Source organism: Streptomyces sp. NBC_01515 (assembly GCF_045040345.1).
In the GTDB taxonomy this organism is placed as follows: Bacteria; Actinomycetota; Actinomycetes; order Streptomycetales; family Streptomycetaceae; genus Streptomyces.
On record NZ_CP109416.1, the window covers coordinates 8,885,524 to 8,909,678 of the forward strand.

At 71.5% G+C, this 24,155-nt stretch carries 21 protein-coding genes; 13 read left to right on the forward strand and 8 right to left on the reverse strand.

Going from position 1 to position 24,155, the window contains the following annotated elements:
• The first annotated feature begins 93 nt into the window (after positions 1 to 93).
• The 3 genes from OG407_RS39750 to OG407_RS39760 all read left to right on the forward strand — a co-directional run bounded on the left by OG407_RS39750 (position 94) and on the right by OG407_RS39760 (position 4,280).
• Positions 94 to 726 carry a dihydrofolate reductase family protein gene (locus tag OG407_RS39750; RefSeq protein WP_403603712.1) on the forward strand — a complete coding sequence of 211 codons (633 nt, stop codon included), beginning with the start codon at positions 94 to 96 and terminating at the stop codon, positions 724 to 726.
• Between the two features lie 91 nt (positions 727 to 817).
• The gene (locus OG407_RS39755) at positions 818 to 1,723 is read left to right on the forward strand and encodes a DMT family transporter (RefSeq protein ID WP_403603817.1); all 906 of its coding nucleotides are present in this window, start codon (positions 818 to 820) and stop codon (positions 1,721 to 1,723) included.
• Positions 1,724 to 1,913: 190 nt separating this feature from the next.
• The gene (locus OG407_RS39760; RefSeq protein ID WP_405864882.1) at positions 1,914 to 4,280 is read left to right on the forward strand and encodes a glycosyl hydrolase family 95 catalytic domain-containing protein; all 2,367 of its coding nucleotides are present in this window, start codon (positions 1,914 to 1,916) and stop codon (positions 4,278 to 4,280) included.
• A 44-nt stretch (positions 4,281 to 4,324) separates the two neighbouring features.
• Here the strand turns inward: OG407_RS39760 and OG407_RS39765 are convergent, their stop codons facing one another.
• From OG407_RS39765 to OG407_RS39790, 6 genes are all read right to left on the reverse strand, one after another.
• Positions 4,325 to 5,323, reverse strand: coding sequence for a CHRD domain-containing protein (locus OG407_RS39765; protein WP_405864884.1), 999 nt, complete (start codon positions 5,321 to 5,323; stop codon positions 4,325 to 4,327).
• A 158-nt stretch (positions 5,324 to 5,481) separates the two neighbouring features.
• Positions 5,482 to 6,369: an STM4011 family radical SAM protein gene (locus OG407_RS39770; protein WP_405864886.1), complete on the reverse strand. Its 888-nt coding sequence runs from the start codon at positions 6,367 to 6,369 to the stop codon at positions 5,482 to 5,484.
• A 9-nt stretch (positions 6,370 to 6,378) separates the two neighbouring features.
• Positions 6,379 to 7,716: an STM4012 family radical SAM protein gene (locus OG407_RS39775; protein ID WP_405864888.1), complete on the reverse strand. Its 1,338-nt coding sequence runs from the start codon at positions 7,714 to 7,716 to the stop codon at positions 6,379 to 6,381.
• Positions 7,713 to 8,528: an STM4013/SEN3800 family hydrolase gene (locus OG407_RS39780; protein ID WP_405868845.1), complete on the reverse strand. Its 816-nt coding sequence runs from the start codon at positions 8,526 to 8,528 to the stop codon at positions 7,713 to 7,715. The genes OG407_RS39775 and OG407_RS39780 overlap by 4 nt, the downstream gene beginning before the upstream one ends.
• A 7-nt stretch (positions 8,529 to 8,535) precedes the next feature.
• Positions 8,536 to 9,717: an STM4014 family protein gene (locus tag OG407_RS39785; protein ID WP_405864890.1), complete on the reverse strand. Its 1,182-nt coding sequence runs from the start codon at positions 9,715 to 9,717 to the stop codon at positions 8,536 to 8,538.
• The gene (locus OG407_RS39790; protein ID WP_405864892.1) at positions 9,714 to 10,673 is read right to left on the reverse strand and encodes an STM4015 family protein; all 960 of its coding nucleotides are present in this window, start codon (positions 10,671 to 10,673) and stop codon (positions 9,714 to 9,716) included. Before OG407_RS39790 ends, OG407_RS39785 begins: the two co-directional genes overlap by 4 nt.
• Positions 10,674 to 10,843: 170 nt before the next feature.
• On the opposite strand from OG407_RS39790, the gene OG407_RS39795 reads away from it, so the two are divergent.
• On the forward strand, positions 10,844 to 11,170 hold the full coding sequence (locus OG407_RS39795; RefSeq protein ID WP_327407012.1) for a hypothetical protein: 327 nt from the start codon (positions 10,844 to 10,846) through the stop codon (positions 11,168 to 11,170).
• Positions 11,171 to 11,257: 87 nt separating this feature from the next.
• Positions 11,258 to 12,328: a DUF6745 domain-containing protein gene (locus tag OG407_RS39800; RefSeq protein ID WP_405864894.1), complete on the forward strand. Its 1,071-nt coding sequence runs from the start codon at positions 11,258 to 11,260 to the stop codon at positions 12,326 to 12,328.
• Between the two features lie 173 nt (positions 12,329 to 12,501).
• Here OG407_RS39800 and OG407_RS39805 read toward each other — a convergent pair whose 3' ends face one another.
• Complete coding sequence (locus OG407_RS39805; RefSeq protein ID WP_405864896.1) at positions 12,502 to 12,891, reverse strand: ribonuclease domain-containing protein; 390 nt, start codon at positions 12,889 to 12,891, stop codon at positions 12,502 to 12,504.
• A 260-nt stretch (positions 12,892 to 13,151) separates the two neighbouring features.
• Between OG407_RS39805 and OG407_RS39810 the strand changes: the two genes are divergently transcribed.
• From OG407_RS39810 to OG407_RS39825, 4 genes are all read left to right on the forward strand, one after another.
• Complete coding sequence (locus tag OG407_RS39810; RefSeq protein ID WP_405864898.1) at positions 13,152 to 14,408, forward strand: sensor histidine kinase; 1,257 nt, start codon at positions 13,152 to 13,154, stop codon at positions 14,406 to 14,408.
• Positions 14,409 to 14,783: 375 nt separating this feature from the next.
• Positions 14,784 to 15,464 (forward strand): response regulator transcription factor, encoded by a 681-nt coding sequence (locus OG407_RS39815; RefSeq protein WP_200688765.1) that lies wholly within the window; start codon positions 14,784 to 14,786, stop codon positions 15,462 to 15,464.
• Positions 15,465 to 15,529: 65 nt separating this feature from the next.
• Positions 15,530 to 16,714: a cytochrome P450 gene (locus OG407_RS39820; protein ID WP_405864900.1), complete on the forward strand. Its 1,185-nt coding sequence runs from the start codon at positions 15,530 to 15,532 to the stop codon at positions 16,712 to 16,714.
• 192 nt (positions 16,715 to 16,906) lie between these two features.
• A complete protein-coding gene (locus OG407_RS39825; RefSeq protein ID WP_405868847.1) occupies positions 16,907 to 17,305 on the forward strand; it encodes a PaaI family thioesterase in 399 nt (132 codons plus the stop codon).
• Between the two features lie 50 nt (positions 17,306 to 17,355).
• On the opposite strand, the gene OG407_RS39830 is transcribed toward OG407_RS39825, so the two are convergent.
• Entirely contained in the window at positions 17,356 to 18,372 is a 1,017-nt protein-coding gene (locus OG407_RS39830; protein WP_403602831.1) for a Gfo/Idh/MocA family oxidoreductase, read from the reverse strand.
• A 130-nt stretch (positions 18,373 to 18,502) separates the two neighbouring features.
• Here OG407_RS39830 and OG407_RS39835 point away from each other — a divergent pair, with 130 nt between their 5' ends.
• The 4 genes from OG407_RS39835 (at position 18,503) to OG407_RS39850 (ending at position 24,129) form a co-directional block, all read left to right on the forward strand.
• The gene (locus tag OG407_RS39835; protein ID WP_405868849.1) at positions 18,503 to 19,240 is read left to right on the forward strand and encodes a GntR family transcriptional regulator; all 738 of its coding nucleotides are present in this window, start codon (positions 18,503 to 18,505) and stop codon (positions 19,238 to 19,240) included.
• 230 nt (positions 19,241 to 19,470) lie between these two features.
• Positions 19,471 to 20,619 (forward strand): ROK family glucokinase, encoded by a 1,149-nt coding sequence (locus OG407_RS39840; RefSeq protein ID WP_266774003.1) that lies wholly within the window; start codon positions 19,471 to 19,473, stop codon positions 20,617 to 20,619.
• The gene (locus OG407_RS39845; protein ID WP_405864903.1) at positions 20,616 to 21,197 is read left to right on the forward strand and encodes a sugar kinase; all 582 of its coding nucleotides are present in this window, start codon (positions 20,616 to 20,618) and stop codon (positions 21,195 to 21,197) included. The genes OG407_RS39840 and OG407_RS39845 overlap by 4 nt, the downstream gene beginning before the upstream one ends.
• A gap of 97 nt (positions 21,198 to 21,294) precedes the next feature.
• Positions 21,295 to 24,129 carry a DEAD/DEAH box helicase gene (locus OG407_RS39850; RefSeq protein WP_405864905.1) on the forward strand — a complete coding sequence of 945 codons (2,835 nt, stop codon included), beginning with the start codon at positions 21,295 to 21,297 and terminating at the stop codon, positions 24,127 to 24,129.
• Positions 24,130 to 24,155 lie beyond the last annotated feature (26 nt).

Here is a 24,155-nt window from a genome sequence, read left to right on the forward strand (position 1 = left end):
AGATGCCGTAGCGAGGACCGATGAGTTGCGGGGGTCCGCGGGGTCTGAGCTGATGACATCATCCGCTCCCGCACCAGGAAGCAGGCACCCGACATGGGCAAGCTCGTCTCCACCCTCTTCGTCACCCTCGACGGCGTCTACCAGGGCCCCGGCGGGCCCGAGGAGGACACCCGCGGCGGCTTCGAGCACGGCGGCTGGAGTTTCGTCTACGGCGACGAAGACTTCGGCCGCTTCGTGGTCGAGGTCTTCGACCGCTCCGGCGCGTACCTGCTCGGCCGCCGTACGTACGACATCTTCGCCGGGTACTGGCCGGACAAGACCGACCCCGCCGACCCGATCGCCTCCAAGCTGAACGCGCTGCCGAAGTACGTCGCCTCGTCGACCCTCACCGAGGCATCCTGGGACGGCACCACGGTCCTCGGCGGTGACCTCGCCAAGGAGGTCACCGACCTCAAGGAGCGCACCGAGGGCGAACTGCAGGTGCACGGCAGCGGTGCCCTCGTCCGCTCCCTCCTCGCGCTCGGCCTCGTCGACACGCTCCACCTGGTGACCTTCCCGGTCGTGCTCGGCAGCGGTCTGCGCCTGTTCCCCGAGGGCACCGAGCCCATGGCCTTCAGGCACACGGGCGGGCGCGTCACCAGCACCGGCGTCTCCATCCAGTCGTACGACCTGGCGGGCCGCCCGACCTACGGCTCGTACGCGGACGCCGATGCGGAAAACGCCTAGTCAGCCGGGGGTCGCGCCGGTACGGTGATCGTTCCGTGTGGCAGCCACCGATGTCTCCACCCCTTCGTCGGAGACCGGGAGAGCCGCCCTCATGTCCTCGATCGCCGTACCGCGCACCGCCCTGCCCCGCCGGGCCTGGCTCACCGACCTGCCCGTCCTGCTGGTCGCGGTGGTCTGGGGCGCCAGTTATCTGGCCGCCAAGGACATCACCACGGCCCGCACGGTCCTCACCGTCCTGGTCCTGCGCTTCGCCCTCGTCCTGCCCGTCCTCGCGGTCGTGGGCCACCGCTCGCTGCGCGCCCTGACGGCCGCCCAGTGGCGCGGCGCCGCCCTGCTCGGGCTGATCCTCGCCGGGATCTTCCTCCTGGAGACCTACGGCGTCGTCCACACCTCGGCGACCAACGCGGGCCTCATCATCAGCCTCACCATGATCTTCACCCCGCTCGCCGAGGCCGCCGTCACCCGTACCCGGCCCTCCCGCGCCTTCCTCGGCGCGGCGGCCCTCTCCGTGCTCGGCGTGCTGCTGCTCACCCAGGGCGCGGGCTTCTCCCGCCCCTCCCTCGGCGACCTCCTCATGCTGCTCGCGGCGCTGGCCCGCACCCTGCACGTCCTCGCCATGTCCCGCACCAGGTCGGTCCAGGGCGCGGACGCGCTGCCCCTGACCACCGTCCAACTCGCCACCGCCGTCGCGGTGTTCGCGATCCTGTCGACCGGCGCCGACACCACACCGTGGGAGACGGCCGCCGACTTCGGGCCACGGGAGTGGGCCGGGCTGCTGTTCCTGTCCGCGTTCTGCACCCTGTTCGCCTTCTTCGTGCAGATGTGGGCCGTACGCCGGACCTCGCCCTCCCGGGTCAGCCTGCTGCTCGGCACCGAGCCCCTGTGGGCCGCCGCGGCCGGTATCGCGCTCGGCGGCGAACGGCTCGGCGTGTTCGGGCTGGCAGGCGGCGTTCTCGTACTGGTGGGGACCGCGTGGGGGCGCGGGGCCGCACGGTGACTCCCGGAAGACTCAACGGCATCGACCATCAGTCATCCGATAAATAGCCCGGATTATTCTTGAATCACCCCTTAAGTAGCCATGGTTCGACCTAGAGGTCCGATCTTTTGACTGCACGCCCATTGCTTGTTCCTCGGCATCTCATTAATTTACGAATTAATCCCGACCCTCTCGCCCGAGGAGTTCCGCCGTGCCTCCTTCCTCCCGCCGTGACTTCCTCCGCCTGACCGGTGTCGCCGGTGGCGGCCTCGCCGCCTTCGGTGGTCTGCCCCCGTTCGTGGCGCATGCCGACCCCGAGCGTCCCGCTCACGCGAACGTCGTTCCGGAGAGCGAGGCCACCACCCTCTGGTACCGGAAGCCGGCCGACGAGTCGCGCGTCATCCAGGAGGCGCTGCCCGTGGGCAACGGCAGGATGGGCGCGCTGGTCGGCTGCGACCCCGCGGACGACTTCCTGTACATCACGGACGGTTCGTTCTGGACGGGCGGACGCAACGACACCCCCACCAGTGACGGACAACTTCCCTACGGAGCCGATGACTTCGGCAGTTTCGGGCTGCTGGCCAAGCTCCGGGTCACGTTGCCGGGCCACACCGCAGAGGAGATCAGCGACTACCGACGCAGCCTCGACCTGAGCAACGGTGTGGTGTCGGCGACCTATCGGCACGGCGGAGCCCGTTTCCGCCGGGAGATCTACGCCAGCCACCCGGACGACGTGATCGTGGTCCGGCTCACCGGAGGCGGCAGCCATACCGGTGTGATCTCCCTGGAGGGCACGCACGGTGAGACCACGTCGGCGGACGGGAAACGGCTCTCGTTCGCCGCGACTCTGAAGAACGGCTTGCGGTACGCGGCTTCGGTGACCGCCGTGAGCAGTTCCGGAACCATCAAGGCGGAGGACGGGAAACTGTCCTTCTCGGGGTGCCGCGAGGTGCTGATAGCCGTCTGTGCGGGCACCGACTACTCACCCGATGCCGACCGGGACTTCCGGGACCCGTCCATGGTCCCCCTCACGGTGACCCGTGCGAAGACCGCCGCCGCGGCGAAGGTCTCCGGCGCCGCTCTGCTCGCCACCCATGTGGTCGACTACCAGCGCCTCTACGACCGCTTCTCGATCGACCTCGGCAGATCCTCGGCGGTGCAGCGGTCCTTGGACTCGTGGTCGCGCATCGCCGTCAGATACACCGACGCGTCCACCCCGGACCCGGAGCTGGAGGCCGCCTACGTGCAGTACGGCCGCTACCTGACCATCACCGGGTCCAGGGACTGGCTGCCCATGAACCTCCAGGGGTTGTGGATCCACAACAACACCCCTGACTGGTACGCCGATTACCACACCGACATCAACGTGCAGATGAACTACTGGCTGGCCGACCCCGCCGGACTGGGCGACAACGCGGAGGCGCTCGCCCGCTACTGCCGGTCCCAGCTGCCGGTGTGGACCGATGTGACCAAGCGGCTCTTCAACAGCCCCGACAACCGTTTCCGCAACAGCACGGGTGAAGTGGCCGGCTGGGCCGTCGCGTTCTCCACCAACATCTACGGCGGCAGCGGCTGGGCCTGGCACCCCTCGGGCAACGCCTGGCTCTGCGCCACGCTGTGGCGCCACTACGAGTACACCCAGGACCGCGAGTATCTGGAGACGATCTATCCCGTGGTGAAGGGGGCGGCCGAGTTCTGGAAGGCGCGGCTGATCACCACCGAGGTGACCGATGCGGACGGTTCGTCCCGCGAAGTCCTGGTGGACGACACCTCCTGGTCGCCGGAGCACGGACCGGACGGCAAGGGAAACACCTACGGGCAGGAGCTCGCGTGGGAACTCTTCCGGGAGTTCGCCGCCGCGGCCCGCGTTCTGGACCGCGACGCGGACCTCGCCGCCGAGCTGGATTCGATGCGGGCCAGGCTCTACCTCCCGCGGGTCAGTCCGAAGAGCGGCTGGCTGGAGGAGTGGATGAGCCCGGACAATCTCGGTGAGACGACACACCGTCATCTGTCACCGCTCATCGGATTCTTTCCCGGCGACCGGATCTCCGTCGACACCAGCCCGCGCGAACTGGTGGACGGCGTACGCGCACTCCTCACCGCCAGGGGAATGGACAGCTTCGGCTGGGCCTGCGCCTGGCGATCGCTGTGCTGGTCGCGGCTCAAGGACGCCGAAAAGGCCTACCAGCTCTATCTCACCGTGCTGCGCCCTTCGATGAACAACGGCAACGGGACCTCCGCGAACTGGTTCGACATGTACAGCCAGGGCAGTTACACGATCTTCCAGATCGACGCCAACCTCGGCGGCCCCACCGCCGCGCTGGAGATGATCCTCTACTCGAAGCCGGGAGTCGTCGAACTGCTTCCGGCGCTGCCGAAGGCCTGGTCGGCGAAGGGTTCCGTCACCGGGATCGGCGCCCGCGGCGGATTCACGGTCGACTTCTCCTGGCGAGACGGCAGGGCGACCACGGTGACGGTCCGGAGCGTCGGAGGAACGGAGACGGAGCTCCGGGCCGGGCAGTTCCGCAAGAAGATCTCCCTCAAGCCCGGGGCCTCCGTGAAGATCGACGTCTCCTGAGCGGCCGGGTTGTCCGACCGCGGGGTGACAGGGGTCCGGTGGCGCTACTTGGTGGCGAGGAACAGGTAGTCGGCCGTGTAGGGGACGCGGGCGGTGGGCCGCGTGGCCGGGTCGCAGGTGCCGGCCGGGGCGACGCCGCCGGCGGTGTCGAGCCGCAGGACCGATGTGGTCCTGGACAGAAGTCCCTCACTCTTGCCGGTCTGCCGCGCGCGGAGCAGGAGTTGAGGGATGTTGCCCTTGCCGTTGTCGAACTTGTTGAGGACGGTGCCGGTCACCGAGGAACCGTCGGGTGCGATCCACTGCGGGGGACCGGCGGGGCCGTGTTTGGCGAAGCTGTGCTGGATGCCGCCCTGGAGGGTGGCGTCGACGTTGTCCTGGGTGAAGGCGTAGGAGCCGTCGTCCTGCTGGGTGCAGGCGTAGATCTGGGCCCCCTTGACGACGCCGGCCAGGGACGAGTGCCGGATGGCGTCGGGCAGTGAGACGGCGCCCGGCAGCGCGACGGCCTGTCCGCGGACCGCGCCGCCGGGGAACTCGCCGGTGTGCAGGTTGAAGTAGAACTGGTCGGGATGCGCCTTGATGCTCCGCAGCAGGTCCGCGTCCTTGACCTTCACGGTGCCGAACACGAACGGCGTGCCGCCCTTGAGCTTCTCCATGAAGAACGGGATCTTCACGTCACCGTTGGTGCCCCGCGCACCCTGGTGGAGGTGGGCCATGGTCGGGGTACCGATACCGGTCCACGCGAACGCGAAGGACACCTCGTCGCCCTGGACCCGCATGAGGGCCACCGCGCTGCCGTCCTTGTCACCCACCGCCGGCTTGCCCTTGACGGGCACCTCGTTGTCACCGGTCAGGATGGACGTGAAGTACCGCGCCCCCGGCGCGTTCTCGGAGTAGCGGCCGATGGCACCCGCCGCCTGAGTCGCCCCGGCCGCCGGATGCGACACGGTGGCGTCGGCCGCACCGTCGGCGCCGTTGCAGGCGGTCAGGAGCAGGGTGCCGGTGAGCGCCGTCGCGGCGATGGTCCCGAATCGCTTGAGCTTCATGTGTCTCGTTCTCCCCGTGATGGCCGATCCGCGGTTGGCCCGCGGTCGTTCTCCCTCCATCACGGGGCCCCTGTGACGATCCCTCAGCCGATGACACTCCTGAGACACGCCTGAGAAGGGATGGCATCACTGAGGACACGATCTCGACATTACGACGCTCACGACCGCGCCGTGAGCGGCAGGGCGCGTGGGGTGCCCGGCCCGGGGAGGGCGGACGGCACCCGCTCCAGGACACCGCCCGCGAAGACGTCGTACAAGGGCAGGGACTCCAGGTGGACATAGCCGATGTGGCAGTCGCAGACGGCCAGCGGACACGCGCGCGGTCGCAACGCCGCCCGGTACGAGCCGTCGTACAGGTTCCCCAGCTCGTCGCGGACGAAGTGGCAGCGGCGGACCGTGCCCGCGCCGTCGACCGAGATCACGGACTTGCCGGTACGGCACGGGAGTCCGGCGCTGCGGTGCGGATGCCGGCTGTACGGGAACAGGGGGTCGAGCGCGGTCCAGTCGTCGGCCTCCGCGTCGTCGTAGGTGTGTCCCTCGGCGGCGTTGATCCAGAGGTAGACGTGCGGGGGCAGGTCGTCGCGGAGCCGGCGGGCCGCCGTCAGATGGGCGGGCAGGCCCACCACGCCGACGCTGAAGCGCACCCCGCGGTCGGCCAGTTCACGGCACTTGCCGAGGAAACGGTCGTAGGGGGTCTGGCCCGGATGGTAGGTGCACCACAGGGCGAGCGTGTCGAGGTCGGCCTCGGCGAGCCAGCCGGTGCGGCAGCTCAGGTTGGTCTGGATGGCGACCCTGCGCACGTGCGGCAGCCGGGACAGCTCGGTCAGGGTGCGGCGGTACCAGGAGCGGACCAGTCCCTCGCCCCAGGGTGTGAAAAGGAGTGACAGGTCGTCCTCGCTGTCCGTCGCCCATCGCGCGAAGCGCTCCAACGCCTCCCGGTCCGCGCGGAGTTGGGCGGTCGAGTCGCGGCGCTTGGCGAACGGGCAGTAGGGGCAGTCGTAGTCGCAGGACGCGAGCGGCCCCCGGTACAGGACGGTGAGATCCATGACGGTCCGTCACTTCCGTTCGTAGGCGGCCATCGCGGACCGCACCTCGGGGGAGAACAACTCCGGCCCCACGGCGTCGGAATGGGCCAGGCCCTCCGGGGTCAGCACGAGCGACTCGCCCGCCGCTTCGGTCAGCCAGCCGTGCCCGGCCAGCCGGTCGAGCTCCGTCCCGAAGTCGTCGTCGGGTGAACTCCCGAAGCGGGCGCGGTAGTCGGCGACCGAGAGCCCCTCGGCCTGGAGGAGCGACTGCAGGAGATGACGGCGGCGCGCCTCGTGTCCGTCCACGCGGTAGCCGACCTCCGCGTGCGTGAAGTCGGTCGTCGTGACGTAGTCGTCGATGATGCCGCGGATCTCGTGCATGCCGACCGCGTAGTCGAAGGAGTAGTGCAGCGTCGACGTGTACGAGCGGGCCCCGCAGCCGAGCCCGATCATGCCGTCCGTCTGGCAGGCGTAGTCGTCGGTGCCCTGGGGCGGGGCGTCGGCCCGGCGGAACATCCGCATCGACTGCTGGACATAGCCCCGCGCGAGGAGGTGGTCACGCCCCGCCCGGTACAGCCGCAGCCGCTGCGTGTCCCACTCCGGGTCGGTTCCGGTGTCCCCGTGGTGCCGGCCGAGGCCGGTCAACGGGCGGACGTAGAGCGGGTACAGGTACAGCTCCTCGGGCCGCCAGGCCAGGGCCGCGTCCAGCGAGGCGCGCCAGGTCCGCTCGGTCTGGCCGTCGATGCCGTAGATGAGGTCGATGTTGAGGACGGGGATGGCGGCGTCCCGGATCCGGCCGAGCGCGGCCTCCACGTCGGCACGGCGCTGCGGGCGTACGGCGGCCCTGGCCTCGGAGTCGACGAAGCTCTGGATGCCCAGGCTGAGGCGGGTCGCGCCGCGCTCCGCGAGGACGGCGAGCCGGTCCGCGGTGGCGGTGGCGGGCGAGGCCTCCACGGAGAGCGGGACCGCGCGCAGGTCGGCGCCCATGCGCCGTTCGGCGATGTCGCACAGGCGCTCCAGCTCGGACGCGGTGAGGAAGGTCGGGGTGCCGCCGCCGAACGCCGCGGTGGCGAAACGCACCGGCTCCGCGTCGCCGAGTGCCGCCCGGACGGCGTCCGCCTGCCGCTCCAGGGCGTCCAGATAGGCGCCGGTCAGGCCGTCCGGGGCACCGATGCGGGTGAAGAGGTTGCAGAAGCCGCAGCGGACCTCGCAGAACGGTATGTGCACATAGAGCGAGAGGGCGCCGCGGTCCTCCGTCGCCCACAACTCCCGCAGCGCGGGCCGGTCTTGGAGGCGGCGGTACGCCGTCTTGTGCGGATACGCGTACACGTAGTGCTGGTAGGGGCTGGTCTGTTGGGCGGTGGTCATCGGGCGGCCTCGGCGGGGTCGAGGAGGAAATGGGCGTAGGGCACGGTCCACACGGACTCGTGGCCCAGACGGTGGCCGGTGTAGCCGTCGTCGCCGTAGGCGGTGCCGTGGTCGGAACACACGATGACGAAGCAGGGGCGCCGGGAACTCGCCGCGGCGAACAGCCGCCCGATGTGCCGGTCGACGTACTCCAGCGCGGCGGCGTGCGTCTCCCGGGTGTCACCCGCCTCGCGGGTCGCGCCCGGCAGGTGGAACCAGTTGGGCTGGTGCAGCGCCGAGACGTTCACGAAGAGGAACAGGCGCTGTTCGGCGGGCAGTTCGGCCACCACCTGTTCCACGCGGTCGACCTGGTTCTCGAAGGAGTGCGGCGAGGTGACGCCGAACTCCTCCTCCCAGTGCGCCTCTTGGAACAGGCCGGGCAGTACGGAGCCCAGCGGGCCCCGCCGGTTGAAGAAGCCCACGCCCCCGACGCAGACCGTGCGGTAGCCGGCCGCGGCGAGCCCGGACACGAGATCCGGGGTGTCGTAGACGAAGGTGCCCCCGGCGGTCGTCTCGCTGCCGGCGAAGCTCGCCGCGAACAGCCGTGGATGCGGGCCGGGTTCGGCCGGAGTGGGCAGGAACCCGGCGAAGATCGCCTGGTGCGAGGCGTAGGTGAAACTGCCCGGGGCGTGCCTCCTCTCCCAGCGTCCGCCGGGCAGTTGGCGGGCCAGTTGCGGGATGCGCCCCTCGGCCGCCAACTCGACGGCCACGTCGTGGCGCAGCGTGTCGAGGGTGACCAGCAGGATGTCGTGGTCGCCGACGATCGCGTTCATGTCGGGCTCAGGCATGGGCTGTTCCTGTTCTGTACGGGTGACGCGGGCCGCTTCCGGCCGGTGCGCGCAGGACGGCCGCCACCTGCGCGCCGTAGGTGTCCAGCCCCTCGGCGCCACTGCCGGGCAGTCCGGTGAGCCGGGGCAGCAGGTCGCCGAAGGCGTTGACCTCGCCGACGAAGCTGCGCCGCCAGTCCACGGCCGGCAGCAGGTCGACCCCCACGCACAGCGTGCGCGGGAAGCAGGACGCGGCACGCTCGCACACGTCCAGGACGTCGGACCACCGGGCGCCCGCGGCGGTGACGGCCCGCCGGACGCCGTCGAGGTCGCCGCGGCTGCCGCCCAGATGCAGGTTGGTCAGCGGCCAGCGACTGGTGCGCACCACCGCGTGGGTGGCCCGGCCGGCCACGACGAGCACGCGGAGATCCGCGGCCCGGCCCGCCTGGGAGGCCTTCGGCACCCAGCGTTCGAGATGCAGCCCGTCCGGGGCCAGCGCGTCCACGATGCGGGCGACGTCCCGCTCGTCGTGATACCGGCGCACCCGGAGGGAGTTGTGGAGCGCGCCGTCCGGACCGGTCTCGACGGACGTGGTGGCCCTGATCCGGCCGCCGCCCGCAGTCTCGACCGCTAGGACACCCGACGCCGACGAACCGTGCGCGGGCTTGACGAACAGCCGGGGCATCCGGTGCTCGCGCATCAACGCCCGTACGTCGTCCCAGCCGTGCACCCGCGCGCCGTGCGGACCCGATGTGGGGGAGTCCGGGACGGGCACACCGGCCGCGTCCAGCACGGCGTGACACGCCCGCTTGTCGAACAGCGCCGCCAGGTCGTCCGGGTCGGCGAGGCGGATGCCGCCGCGCAGCGTGCGCAGCGCGGCGGTGAACCGCGTGTACCAGCGGGCCGAACCCTCCACCCGGGTCGGGTCCGAGGCGTCCCGCAGCAGCCGGTCGACCTCGGGGTTCTCGCCGGGGGAGTCGACCCGGACGAACTCGTCGGCGGCGAAGTCCGCTCCCCGCGCGCGCAGGACGTCAGCCCAGGCGACGACACGGGGTGTGGGCAGCCCGGCCGCGCGCACGGCGTCCGCGAAGAGGGACACCCTGCGGTTCTCGGGGTTGCCGACCACCGCGAACCGGGGCCCGGTGCGGGCGGACGACGCGGCGGCGATCGGCCCGGCCGCGGTGGACGCGGTCACTCCCCGACGGCGACGTAGCGCCAGACCGTGCCGTCGTCCTCCGTCTCCTCCTCGGCGTCGTCACGGTCCAGGTCGACCTCCACGCCCACCGGCACCAGCGTCTGCCGTACGCGCTCCGCGACGGCCTCGCTGAGGTAGTTGTGGTGCAGATCCAGCTTCTTGAGATGCGTCAGCGGCTGCCCGCTCAGCAGCGCTACGGCGCCGTCGTCGGTCAGCACGCCCATCGACAGGTCCAGCACCTCCAGGCGCTCCACCACCGGGGCGGCGGCGACCGCGGCGGCCACCGCGTCCTGCATCTCGCTGTTGTGCAGGGCCAGATGACGCAGGCGCGGCAGCCGCGCACCGGACAGGATCGGCTCCAGGTCGGCGGCCTCGCTGTCACCGCCGTAGTCCGGCGTGCCCAGCCACAGGTCGAGGTGCTCCAGGGCGGGCAGGTCACTGGCGCCGATGCCGCGCACCACCCCGACGGGCAGTCCGCCCGTCTCCGCCACCAGCCGGCGCAGCGCACCGTGCCGCAGCGCCGTGAACTCCAGCCCGGTGCCGCCGCGCACACCGAACTCCTCCAGCGCCGGGTAGGCGTTGAGCAGCGGTGCGACATCGGTCTGGTTGATCCAGGAGATCTCGCACTCCTCCATCACCAGGTCGCCGACGAACAGCGCGCGCAGTGCCGGGAAGACGTCCCGGGCCGCCACCAGCGCCTCGAACATCTCGGTGGGCGCGCTGTCGTAGGCATCCGCCCAGGCGCCGATGATCAGCGCCCGGACCCGGTTCGTGTCGACGGCGGCACGGAAGCGCGTGAACATGTCGGTCCACGCCTCGTCGGAGTCGTACACATCGCTGTCCAGGCGCCAGGCGACCGAGTCCGGCTCGGGCAGCCGGTCGGCCGGGGCACCCGGCCCGGGAAAGGTGAACGAGGGCAGCCCGTGCAGCGCGTCGAGGTGCTCACCGATGGTCATGCGGCCGCTCCTGAGAAGGAAGTGTGCGTGGTCTGTGGTGCCGCATTTCTACCAACCGCCACTGACAGTCCCGTTCGGCGGGGGCGGGCCCGGGGCCGTTGTCAGTGGTGACGCCTAACGTCGTGGTCATGAAGCCGGTGCGCGGCGCACCCGGCGGTGAGGGGACAGCCATGTACCGACAGGGAGACGTGCTGATCGTGCCGGTCGCGCGGGACGCGGTGCCCGCTCACGCGGCACACGCCCCGAGGGAGCGGCGCGACGGACGCGGGCGGCTCGTGCTGGCGCTGGGAGAGGTGACGGGGCATGCCCACGCGGTCGTCGGGCCGGGGGAGTTGGTGCGCGAGCCGGGCCCCTACGGGCCGTTGCTGCTCCATCTGCCCCAGGGCGGGCGGGTGGTGCACGAGGAGCACGCGGCGATCGCGCTGCCCAAGGGGTGGTTCCGGGTCGTCAGACAGCGGGAGTACGTGCCCGGGTCCGTACGGATCGTGGCCGACTGAGCGACCGGGACGCACCGGCATCACGACAGAACTGGGCGGGGCGCGGAGGAAGCGCACGTGAGCGGGACGGACACAGGGGTGGACAGGATGACGGACCTGAAGGCGGGCGGCACACCGGACCTGGCGGCGGGGAGCGTGGTGACCGGGCCTTCCGGTGACCTCGCGGAGTGGCGGGCGTGGGCCTCGGCGACGGGTCCCGCGGACCGGGCGCGCGCCGAGGAGGGCGTCCGGCGGGCCTACCGGCTGGCGGGACTCGCGGAACCGGAGCGTGTGGTGTGGGCGGGTTCGCCCCGCGCGGCGGTCGCTCTCCTCCGGGAGCATACGGACCGGGGCCCGAGCGTCCGGGACGCGGTGCGCAGTGCGCCGTGGGCGGCGGCGAGACGGCGGCTGCACACCGAGTTGGGGCCCGCGGGGTGGTCGGCGCACTGGGCGGCGACCGGCGGACGGCTGTGGCCGTCGACGCAGGCCCTGGCGGACCGCATCCGTACCGGCGTGATCGAGGAGTTGGCCGGACGCGACACCGGAAAGGAGGCCGCGGAGATCCGGCTGATCCTCCTGGACGCCGTGCTCGGACAGCACGACGCGCCGTGGCTCGCGGCGTTCCCCGCCGACGACGGCCCGATCGACGCGCTGGCCGCGGTGTGCCGCAGCGCCGGCTGGTGGTGGCCGTTCGCGCGGGTCGCCGTGCTGTCGGAGCGTCCCTCGGCCCTCCACCGCGACGAGGCGGGACGACTGGACCACGGGGACGGCCCGGCGCTCGCCTACCCGGACGGCTTCGCCCTGCACGCCTGGCGCGGCATGCCGGTTCCGGCCGCCTTCCTGGCCGAACTGCCCACGCTGACCCCGGAACGCATCCGCGCCGAGGAGAACGCCGAGCTGCGCCGCGTGATGCTGGAGTACTACGGCTACGACCGGTACCTCACCGATTCGGGCGCCCGCCCCCTGCACCGGGACGAGACGGGCACGCTGTGGCGGATCGACCTGGCCGACGACGAGCCCGTGGTCATGGTGGAGGTCCTCAACTCCACCCCGGAACCCGACGGCACCCACCGCACGTACTGGCTACGGGTCCCCCCGTCGACGCGCACGGCCCGAGCGGGGGTGGCCTGGACCTTCGGCCTGGACGCCGAGGCGTACGCACCCGAGCGGCAGACCTGAGAGTTCCCCGGCGGCGGGACGTGCCTCGCCCCGCGACCCATGAACGTGGGGGGAGCCGCGGGGCGAGGGGTGAGCGATGGTGCAGCCGGTGGGGGCCGGACGCCCGGGTGGCCACGGGCCGGACCTACAGCCGGGCACGTCGTTCCTTCAGGTGCCGTACCTGACCGATCGGCTCAGCAGCCGAAGTTGATCAGGTTGAAGGTGACGTAGTGGTCCGAGGTGTAGTAGTCCTCCTGGGTCTTCTTTCCGGTGACGATGCGGCGCGCTCCTCGCGTGGACGAGCCGGGAGTCTTGACCGTGTACTCGTGGTAGTAGCCGGAGGTCTGGCTGGGGAGGACGCCTTCCTGGTTGCGGAAGACGACGCCGTCCTGCGAGTAGGGGAAGGGGCCGTTCGTCGCGATCAGGTCGAGCGTGTCGTACGCCTGGGAGGGCAGGGCGCTGTAACAGATGCTGCCGACCGCGGCGGCGGCCGGGGTCGCGGTGGCGACGGTGCCGCCGACGAGGAGAGCGGACAGGACGGCGGCCGCCGCGCCGATGCCGGTGATCCGTGGGGGGAATCTCATGCGTTCATGATGACGCGCGTAGATAGTGGCATGTCAATGACAACAGCGGAGATTTTCCCGCCAAGTCCGATGAGTTTTCAGGGAGTTAACCTGGCGCGCGCCGTCTCCACACGGTCTGCGCACGGGCCGGGAACCCTGTCCCTGAACCGCCCGTCCGAAGGGTGCGGGGCGAGGTGTGTCCGCCGAAAGTCTCTGGTCGCGCGACTTTGGTCGCCGTTCCCCCGCACAGGGTGGGTGACCCGGCCCGGACCCGCATAGATTTGTCGACCGTGACAGGTGACAGGACCGCGAAGGTACCGCAGGCGTTCGCGGGGCGCCGATGGCTGCTGCCGTCGGCCGTGGCCGACGAACTCGACCCCGACGTCGAACGGCGCGGACGGTCCCGCCGCACCGCACGCGACTGGGTCGTCGACACCTGCTGCTTCCTGCTGGCCGTGGGCATCGGACTCGCCGCCGCGCAGACCCTCGACAGCGACAGCGCGACCCCGCACTCCCTCGCCGTCGTGGACCAGTTCTTCGGGGTCCTCGCCTGCGGCGCGGTGTGGCTGCGCCGCCGCTGGCCGGTCGGTCTCGCGGTCACGATGATCCCCGTCGGCTTCGTGTCGAACACGGCGGGCGGCGCCGCCATGGTCGCCGTGTTCACCTTCGCCGTGCACCGCCCCTTCCGCTACGTCGCCTGGGTCGGCGGCATCCAACTCGCCCTGGCCCCGCTGTTCTTCTGGCTGCGGCCGGACCCCGATCTGCCGTACGCCGGCGCGGTCGTGTTCACCGAGCTGCTCACCCTCACCGTCATCGGCTGGGGCATGTTCGTCCGTTCCAAGCGGCAGCTCATGCTGAGCCTGCGCGACCGCGCCCGGCGCGCCGAGACGGAGGCGGAACTGCGCGCCGAGCAGGCCCAGCGGCTCGCCCGCGAGGCCATCGCGCGCGAGATGCACGACGTGCTCGCGCACCGGCTGACCCTGCTGAGCGTGCACGCGGGCGCGCTGGAGTTCCGCCCTGACGCGCCCCGCGAGGAGGTCGCGCGGGCTGCCGGTGTCATCCGCGAGAGCGCCCACGAGGCCCTCCAGGACCTGCGGGAGATCATCGGCGTCCTGCGCGCGGGCGAGCCCGACGACACGGGCCGCCCCCAGCCCACGCTCGGCGCCCTGGACGCGCTGGTCACCGAGTCCCGCGAGGCCGGCATGAAGGTCACCCTCGCCAACCGGGTCACCGACCCCGCCGCGGTCCCCGCCTCGGTCGGCCGCACCGCCTACCGCATCGCCCAGGAGGCCCTCACCAACGCCCGCAAACACGCCCCGGGCACAGAGGTCACGGTGACGGTCACCGGCACCCCGGGCGACGGCCTGGTGATCGCCGTACGCAACCCGCCCCCGGAGGGTGAGGTGCCCCATGTCCCCGGTTCCGGCCAGGGGTTGATCGGGCTGACCGAGCGGGCGACGCTGGCGGGGGGACGGTTGGAGCACGGGCCGGAGGAGGGCGGGGGGTTCCGGGTGCGGGCGTGGCTGCCGTGGGGGTGAGGCTCGTTCGGCACCACGGGTAACTCCCGTTCTGGGCAAGGAGGATGGAGGTCGCTCAGGGGGCGCGGGGTGAGGGAGCGCGGTGAGGGAGTGCGCGCCGTGCAGCCCGGTCCGCTCCTGCGCCGCCCACGCGGACTCCGACCGACTGGCCGACTCCGCCGACGTGTTGGCGTAGAACAGCGGCTGGGTCAGGGTGTCCGGGACGCTGTCGTGGAGCACCGGTCGTACTGCCGTCCCGCCGCCCCGGAGCCGCTCCCCGAGGATCAACCCGCTCGCGCCGCCGCGGTAGCCGCTGCGCGCACGCCTCCCTGGGCACCCCGCCCGGCACCGCGGACCCCGCCACCACCCGCCGCGTCGCCATGGTTACGTAGCCCCATGACTGCGATCAGACTGCTCCTTGTCGACGACGACCCGCTGGTGCGGGCCGGGTTGTCCTTCATGATGGGCGGCGCCGCCGACATCGAGATCGTCGGGGAGGCCGCGGACGGCAGCGAGGTCGAGGAACTCGTCGACCGCGTCCACCCGGACGTCGTCCTGATGGACATCCGTATGCCGTCGGTCGACGGGCTGACGGCGACGGAGCGGTTGCGCGCCCGCGGCGACGCGCCCCAGATCGTCGTCCTCACCACCTTCCACGCCGACGAACAGGTGCTACGGGCCCTCCGCGCGGGCGCCGCCGGCTTCGTCCTCAAGGACACCCCGCCCGCCGAGATCCTCGACGCGGTACGCCGGGTCGCGGCCGGCGATCCCGTCCTGTCGCCCGCGGTCACCCGCCAGTTGATGGAGCACGCGGCGGGCACCGCCACGGACACCCGTCGGGCACGCGCGCGTGAACGCGTCGCCGCCCTGGGGGACCGCGAACGCGAGGTCGCCGTGGCCGTCGGCCAGGGCCTCGCCAACGCCGAGATCGCCACCGGCCTCTTCATGAGCGTCGCCACCGTGAAGACCCACGTCTCGCGCATCCTGGCCAAGCTGGACCTCAACAACCGTGTGCAGATCGCCCTGTTGGCTTACGACGCGGGTCTGCTCGAAGAGGACGGGGAGAGCGGGCACTAGTCGCTGCCGCCGTCCGTTCCCACTGCACTGGGAGACCTCGGGGGATCGACCAGGAGGGGGCAGGCATGACCGAAGTGATCGATCTGGGGGAGTTCGGCGAGGCGTTCCGGCGGGACCCGCACCCGGTGTACGCCATGCTGCGGACGTCGGGCCCGGTACACCGCGTACGGCTGCCGGCGCCGGACGCGCACCACGTGACCTGGCTGATCGTGGGGTACGAGGAGGCGCGTGCCGCGCTGGCCGACCCGCGACTGGCCAAGGACGGCGGCAAGATCGGGGTGACGTTCCTCGACGAGGAGCTGATCGGCAGATACCTGCTGACCACCGACCCGCCGGACCACACCCGCCTGCGCGGGCTGATCAGCCGCACGTTCACGATGCGCCGGGTCGAGGAGCTGCGCCCGCGCGTCCAGCGGATCACCGACGACCTGCTCGACGCCATGCTGCCGTCCGGCCGCGCCGACCTCGTCGAGGCGCTCTCCTATCCGCTGCCGATCACCGTGATCAGCGAGCTTCTGGGTGTGCCCGAGATGGACCGCGCGGAGTTCCGCAAACTCTCCACGGAGGCGGTCGCGCCCAGCAGTTCGGGCACCGAGTACGACGCGTTCGTACGGCTCGCCGAATACCTCGGCGACCTGATCGAGGACAAGCGCCGCGCCGGGCCCAGCGGCGACCTGCTCAGCGACCTGATCCGCACCACCGCCGAGGGCGGCGACCGGCTCTCCCCGCAGGAACTGCGGGGCATGGCCTTCATCCTGCTCATCGCCGGCCACGAAACGACCGTCAACCTCCTCACCAGCGGCATCCACGCCCTGCTCACCCACCCCGACCAACTCGCCGCCCTGCGCGCCGACATGACCCTCCTCGACGGCGCGGTCGAGGAGATGCTGCGCTACGAGGGCCCGGTGGAGAACGGCACGTTCCGGTTCGCCGCGGAGCCCCTGGAGATCGCCGGCACCTTGGTGGAGCGGGGTGACCCGGTCATGGTCGGCCTGACCGCCGCCGACCGCGACGGGCACCGTTTCCCTGCCCCGGACCGCTTCGACATCCGCCGCGACCCCCGCGGCCACCTCGCCTTCGGCCACGGCATCCACTACTGCCTCGGCGCCCCCTTGGCCCGCCTCGAAGCCCGCACGGCGATACGCGCCCTGCTGGAGCGCGCCCCCGCCCTCACCCTGGACGGCCCACCCGGCGACTGGCTCCCTGGCATGCTGATGCGCGGGATGCGCGCCCTGCCGGTGCGCTGGTAGAACGGCTGCACGGGGCGGCCGTAGCGACGGCGGAGCCCTGAAGGCCGTAGCAACAGCAACCTCGGCAGCAACTGCCGTAGCCGCAGCGGTCGTTGAAGTCGCGGCAGCCGTAACCGCCGTAAAAGTCATGGATCCTGTAGGAGGACCGCCCTCGTGACCGCAAGCGCCGAGTTCGCCGAGTTCGACCTGACCATGGCTCGGAAGGCGCTGGACAGTCAGCCCTTCAGCAGGCTGATCGGCGCGCGGCTGAGTGCCTTCGGGGACGGCGTCGCCACGCTGGAGATCGACATCAGGGAGGACCTCCAGCAGCAGAACGGGTTCGTGCACGGCGGAGTCCTCGCCTACGCCGCCGACAACGCGCTCACTTTCGCCGGCGGCACGGCACTGGGCCCCGCGGTCCTCACCGGCGGCCTCTCCATCCAGTACGTCCGCCCGGCCACCGGCCGCATCCTGCGCGCCCACGCGGAGGTCGTGCAGGCCGGCCGCCGCCAGGCCGTGGTCCGTTGCGACGTCCTCGCGGTAGCCGACGACGGCACGGAGTCCCTCTGCGCGGTCGCCCAGGGGACGGTGCTGGCGGTCCGTACGTCCTGAGCGCCCCCTGAAAGGGAGCGAGGACGGATCGCCGTCCACGGCACGACTGCTCAGCTGTAGGGGAAGGCGCCCGCGATCTCCGCGAGGCGGACGGGTCTGTGTTCGCGTCTGGACACTTCGCAGGCCTCGGCGATGCGCAGCGCCTGCAATGCCTCGCGGCCGTCGCACGGGTTGGTGCGCTGGCCGACGACGACCTCCACGAAGGCGATCAACTCGGCCTCGTAGGCGGGCCCGAAGCGCTCCAGGAAGCCGGTCCACGGCTTGGTCGCGGCCGGGGGACCGGTCGGCTCGGTGGAAGCGATCGGCGTGCGGTCGTCGAGGCCGACGACGACTTGGTCCAGCTCCCCGGCGAGTTCCATGCGGACGTCGTAGCCCGCCCCGTTCAGGCGCGCGGCCGTCGTCGTGGCGAGCGTGCCGTCGTCCAGGGTGAGGACCGCCGCGGCCGTGTCGATGTCACGGGCCTCGCGGAACATCGCGGGACCGGCGTCCGAACCGGTCGCGTACACGTCGACGACCTCGTGCCCGGTCACCCAGCGCAGCATGTCGAAGTCGTGGATCAGGGTGTCGCGGTACAGCCCGCCGGAGATCGGCAGGTAGGCGGCCGGGGGAGGCGTCTGGTCGGAGGTCATCGCGCGGACCGTGTGCAGCCGTCCCAGCCGCCCCGAGCGCACCGCTTCCCGGGCGCCCGTGTAACCCGCGTCGAACCGGCGCTGGAACCCCATCTGCAGGACCGTTCCGGCTGTCTCGACCTCGGCGATCGCCTGCAACGAGCCCGGCAGGTCCAGGGCGATGGGCTTCTCGCAGAACACCGGGAGCCCGGACCGTGCCGCTCTCCCGATTAATTCGGCGTGCGCCGATGTCGCCGTAGTGATCACCACGGCGTCCACGCCCCACTTGAAGATCTCCTCCGTACTCGGTGCCGCCGTTTCCCCCAGCCGGTTCGCCAGCTCCTGGGCCCTTGCCGGGTCCACGTCCGTGAGGATCAGCGAACCGACCTCGCGATGACGGCTGAGCGTCCTGGCATGGATGGTCCCGATGCGGCCCGTACCGATGACTCCGATGCGCATGTGAACAAACTGAGGGCCGACCAGCCACGCTGTCAATGCGTATGTCCGGACAATCGAACTACATCACTTCCCGTCAACCATTCACACAGCTACGCTCGGGCCCGTGCCGAAACCAGATGTGGACCCGACCGTGCCGCTTGAGCTCAGCGTGGACCGGAGCAGCCCGGTGCCGTTGTACTTCCAGCTGTCCCAACAGCTGGAGGCCGCGATCGAACACGGCTCGCTCACCCCCGGCAGCCTGCTGGGCAACGAGATCGAACTGGCGGCCCGGCTCGGCCTGTCCCGGCCCACGGTCCGCCAGGCCATCCAGTCACTGGTCGACAAGGGCCTCCTGGTGCGCCGCCGGGGCGTCGGCACGCAGGTCGTGCACAGTCAGGTCAAACGCCCGCTGGAACTCAGCAGCCTCTTCGACGACCTGGAGGCGGCCGGACAGCGCCCCGCCACGAAGGTCCTCGTCAACAGCATCGTCACGGCGTCCGCCGAGGTCGCGGCCGCACTCGGCGTGGCCGAGGACAGTGACGTACACCGCATCGACCGGCTGCGCCTCGCGCACGGCGAGCCGATGGCCCACCTGTCCAACCACCTGCCGCTCGGTCTCCTCGACCTGGACACCGCGCAGCTGGAGGCCACCGGCCTGTACCGCATGATGCGCACCGCCGGAATCACCCTGCACAGCGCCCGCCAGTCCATCGGCGCCCGCGGTGCCACGGAGGAGGAGGCCGAACGCCTGGCCGAGTCCGAGGGCGCCCCGCTCCTCACCATGCAGCGCACGACATTCGACGACACCGGCCGAGCGGTGGAATTCGGCAGCCACACCTATCGGCCGACGCGCTATTCGTTCGAGTTCCAGCTCCTGGTACGTCCCTGAGTGCGCAGGTTCGCCCGCCTTATTCGTCGTAATGTCCGTACAAATAAACCGGGCTGGCGTGCTTCCTGATCGAAGTGCGCCGGACGATTTACGCAGGGGGCCGCAACGAGGTCAGGGGCGCGGGGAACTGCGCGACCAGCCGCGATGCACCCGCACCAGACAACGATCCGCACCCCCCTTCACGCCCCCGCACAGCACCCCCGGTCACGGTGAGGCAGAATCGGGCCTTGATGAGCACCTACGGCAACTTCAGCGCCCCTATAGGCTCCCGGCGTGCCCCCGCACTGAGGACGGTCGGCACCCGCGAGCGGAGGTCGCACCTCACGGCCCCCCGCGTGCCCACCGTCGGCATCGACATCGGCGGCACCAAGGTCATGGCGGGCGTCGTGGACGCCGACGGCAACATCCTGGAGAAGCTCCGCACGGAGACCCCGGACAAGTCCAAGAGCCCCAAGGTCGTCGAGGACACCATCGTCGAACTGGTCCTGGACCTGTCCGACCGCCACGACGTGCACGCGGTCGGCATCGGCGCGGCCGGCTGGGTCGACGCCGAGCGCAACCGCGTCCTGTTCGCCCCCCACCTGTCGTGGCGCAACGAGCCCCTCAGGGACCGCATCACGAGCAGGCTCTCCGTGCCGGTCCTGGTGGACAACGACGCGAACACCGCCGCCTGGGCCGAGTGGCGCTTCGGCGCGGGCCGCGGCGAGGACCACCTGGTCATGATCACGCTCGGCACCGGCATCGGCGGCGCGATCCTGGAGGACGGCCAGGTCAAGCGCGGCAAGTACGGCGTCGCCGGCGAGTTCGGCCATATGCAGGTCGTCCCCGGCGGCCACCGCTGCGCATGCGGCAACCGCGGCTGCTGGGAGCAGTACAGCTCGGGCAACGCGCTGGTCAGGGAAGCGCGCGAGCTGGCCGCGGCCGACTCCCCGGTGGCGTACGGGATCATCGAGCACGTCAAGGGCAACATCGGGGACATCACCGGGCCGATGATCACCGAGCTGGCCCGCGAGGGCGACGCGATGTGCATCGAGCTGCTCCAGGACATCGGCCAGTGGCTCGGCGTCGGCATCGCCAACCTCGCCGCCGCCCTCGACCCGTCCTGCTTCGTGATCGGCGGCGGTGTCTCGGCCGCCGACGACCTGCTGATCGGCCCCGCGCGGGACGCGTTCAAGCGGCAGCTCACCGGCCGCGGCTACCGCCCCGAGGCCCGCATAGTGCGCGCCCAGCTCGGCCCCGAGGCCGGCATGGTCGGCGCCGCCGACCTCGCCCGGCTGGTCGCCCGCCGATTCCGCCGCGCCAAGCGCCGCCGGGTCGAGCGGTACGAGCGCTACGAGCGGTTCGCGGAGTTCCGGCGCGGCAGCCAGGACACGGCATGACCGCATCGCTGCCCCGCCAGGCCATGCCCCGGGACGAGCCGCCCCGACCACCCGAGGACCCCCGCCACAAGGCCCGCCGCCGAGCGATCACCCTGCTCATCATCGTGCTGCTCATCGGCGTACCGGCCGGCTATCTGGCGATCTCCGCCAACCAGAGCCGCAACAGCGGCAAGGACAAAGAGGACAAGTACTCGGCGACCGGGCTCACCGTGGGCTGGCCCTCCAAGGTGCAGCGGCGCCTCTACCAGGTACCGGTCCCGCACCCGGCCGAAGAGGTCGCCTTCTACGAGACCAACAACTGGAAGACCAGCCGCCTCTACGTCCAGTTCCAGACCAGCGACGCCGGCCTGGACACCTTCCTCGCCGGCGTAGGCGTCGACCGGGACACGCTGAAGAAGAACGACATCACCATCAGCGCCCGCGACCAGAAGATCACCGGCTGGAAGTTCACCCGCCCCGGCCCCTGGTGGGGCGTCGTCAACAAACAGAAGGACCCGGCCCCCACCCAGGACATCGTGGTGAACCTGTCCGACCCCAAGCTCCCCATGGTCTACGTCGTCGCCCGCACGGTTCCCTAGCAGGTGGCCCCGGCCGGTCGCCGGGGCCGATTGTCAGACCCCGCCCGTAGAGTCGAAGACAGCTGACACGACTGACGGGCGGGAGGTGACAGGACGTATGACGGACACGGCATCGACGGAGCAGATCTCCGTACGGCTGGCCGCGGTCTTCCTGCCGTCCGCCGTCGTCCCGCGCGAGGGCCGCATCGCCTTCTGGGACCCCGACGGCGAGCGCGCACTCCCTGAAGCGGAAGTGGGCGTGGAACAGACCGAGTTGACCGTCGTACGACGACAGGGCACCGCAGTCCGCCGCAGGTCCGCCCCCGCACTGACCCTGCCGATCGAGGCGGCCCTGCCGCTGCTCGTGCGTGCCCGCCGTGACCCGGCCGCCCATCCCGCCACGGCCTGCTGGGGCGCCGCCGCCCTGCACGCGCTACGGCTCGCGGCGCGCGGCCGACTGCTCCCCGGCCTCACCGCCACCGGCCACGACGCGTGGCGCGCGGGCCCCCTGGAGCCGGAGGACGTCGCGCACGTCCGCGCGGTGGCGGCGGCCCTTCCGTACGAGGGTCACGCGGTCCCGCTGCCCGGCCCTGGCCCGCTGCGGTTGCCCGAGCCGGAAGCGCTGATGCGGTCCTTCCTGGACGCGGTCGCGGACACCCTGCCCCGCACCCCGGCCGCGCCCTACACCTCCGGGATGCCTTTCGCGGCCCGCGCGCCCCAGCGCCTGCGCGATGCCCAGGACTGGGCGGCGGAGGTCGCCGCCGGCATGGACGCGGGCGTGCGGATCTCGCTCCGCCTGGACCTGTCGGCGTACGACCTGTTCGACGACGGCGGACGGGTGCGCAGCGCGGGCGCGGCGATCGTCCAGGTGCACAGCCTCGCCGACCCGACCCTCGTGGTCGACGCGGCAGCCCTGTGGGCGGGCGCGGCCGACACCGCCTTCGGCCCCCGCGCGCGCGTGGACGCCGCGCTGGCGGTACGGCGGGCCGCGCGTGTCTGGCCCCCGCTGGACCGTCTCTCCGAGTTGGACGTGCCTGACGTACTCGCCCTGTCCGAGGAGGAGTTGGGCGACCTGCTCGGCGTGGCGGCCACCCGGCTCGCGGCGGCCGGGGTCGCCGTCCACTGGCCCCGGGACCTGGCACAGGACCTGACGGCAGCGGCCGTGGTCCGGTCGGCGCCGGGCTCCGCCACGGACGGCACCGGCTTCTTCGAGAGCGAGGAACTCCTCCAGTTCCGCTGGCAGTTGGCGCTCGGCGGCGACCCGCTCACCGAGGCCGAGATGGACATGCTGGCCGAGGCCCACCGTCCGGTCGTACGCCTCCGGGACCAGTGGGTCCTGGTCGACCCGGCCCTCGTCCGCAAGGCCCGCAAGCGCGAACTGGGCCTGCTGGACCCGGTGGACGCGCTGTCCGTCGCGCTCACCGGCACCGCGGAGGTCGACGGCGAGCGGGTGGAGGCGGTCCCGGTGGGAGCGTTGGCGACCCTGCGTGACCGCTTGACGGCAGGCATCCACCCCGCCGAGCCACCTCAGGGCCTGGACGCGACCCTCCGGGACTACCAACTCCGGGGCCTGGCCTGGCTCGACCTCATGACCTCCCTCGGCCTGGGCGGCTGCCTGGCCGACGACATGGGCCTGGGCAAGACGATCACCCTCATCGCCCTGCACCTGCGCCGAGCCCACCGCGCCCCCACCCTGGTGGTCTGCCCCGCCTCCCTCCTGGGCAACTGGCAGCGGGAGATCACCCGCTTCGCCCCCGGAGTCCCCGTCCGCCGCTTCCACGGCGCGGACCGCACCCTGGAGGACCTGACCGGCGGTTTCGTCCTCACGACGTACGGCACGATGCGCTCGGCGGCACCTACTCTCGCCCAGCAGCAGTGGGGCATGGTCGTCGCGGACGAGGCCCAGCACGTCAAGAACCCGTACTCGGCGACCGCGAAGGCCCTGCGCACGATCCCGACCCCCGCGCGCGTGGCGCTGACCGGCACCCCCGTGGAGAACAACCTCTCCGAACTCTGGGCCCTGCTGGACTGGACGACCCCCGGACTCCTCGGTCCCCTGAAGTCCTTCCGGGCCCGGCACGCGCGTGCGGTGGAGAACGGCGAGGACGAGGAGGCGGTGGCCCGGCTCGCCCGCCTGGTCCGCCCGTTCCTGCTGCGCCGCAAGAAGTCCGACCCGGGCATCGTCCCCGAACTGCCGCCCAAGACGGAGACGGACCACCCGGTCCCGCTCACCCGCGAACAGGCCTCGCTGTACGAGGCGGTGGTACGGGAGTCGATGCTGGCCATCGAGACGACGGAGGGCATCGCCCGCCGCGGCCTGGTCCTGAAGCTCCTCACCTCCCTCAAACAGATCTGCGACCACCCGGCGCTGTACCTGAAGGAGGACCACGCGGCAGCCCAGGCCACCGGTGACCGCCTCACCGCCCGCTCCGGCAAACTCACCCTGCTGGACGAGCTGTTGGACACGCTGCTGTCCGAGGACGGCTCCGCGATCGTCTTCACGCAGTACGTAGGCATGGCCCGCCTGATCACCGCCCACCTGTCGGCCCGCGCGATCCCGGTCGAACTGCTCCACGGCGGCACACCGGTCCCGGAACGGGAGCGCATGGTGGACCGCTTCCAGGCGGGCGCGACCCCGGTCCTGATCCTCTCCCTGAAGGCAGCGGGCACCGGCCTGAACCTCACCCGCGCGGGCCACGTCGTCCACTTCGACCGCTGGTGGAACCCGGCCGTAGAAGAACAGGCCACCGACCGCGCCTACCGCATCGGCCAGACCCAGCCCGTCCAGGTCCACCGCCTCATCACCGAGGGCACGGTGGAGGACCGCATCGCCGAAATGCTCGAATCCAAGCGGGCGTTGGCAGACGCGATCCTCGGCTCCGGGGAGTCGTCGTTGACCGAGTTGTCGGATCGGGACCTGTCGGACCTTGTGTCGTTGCGGAGGTCGGAGTGACGGGGGGTGCGGGGCGGGCCGAGGGG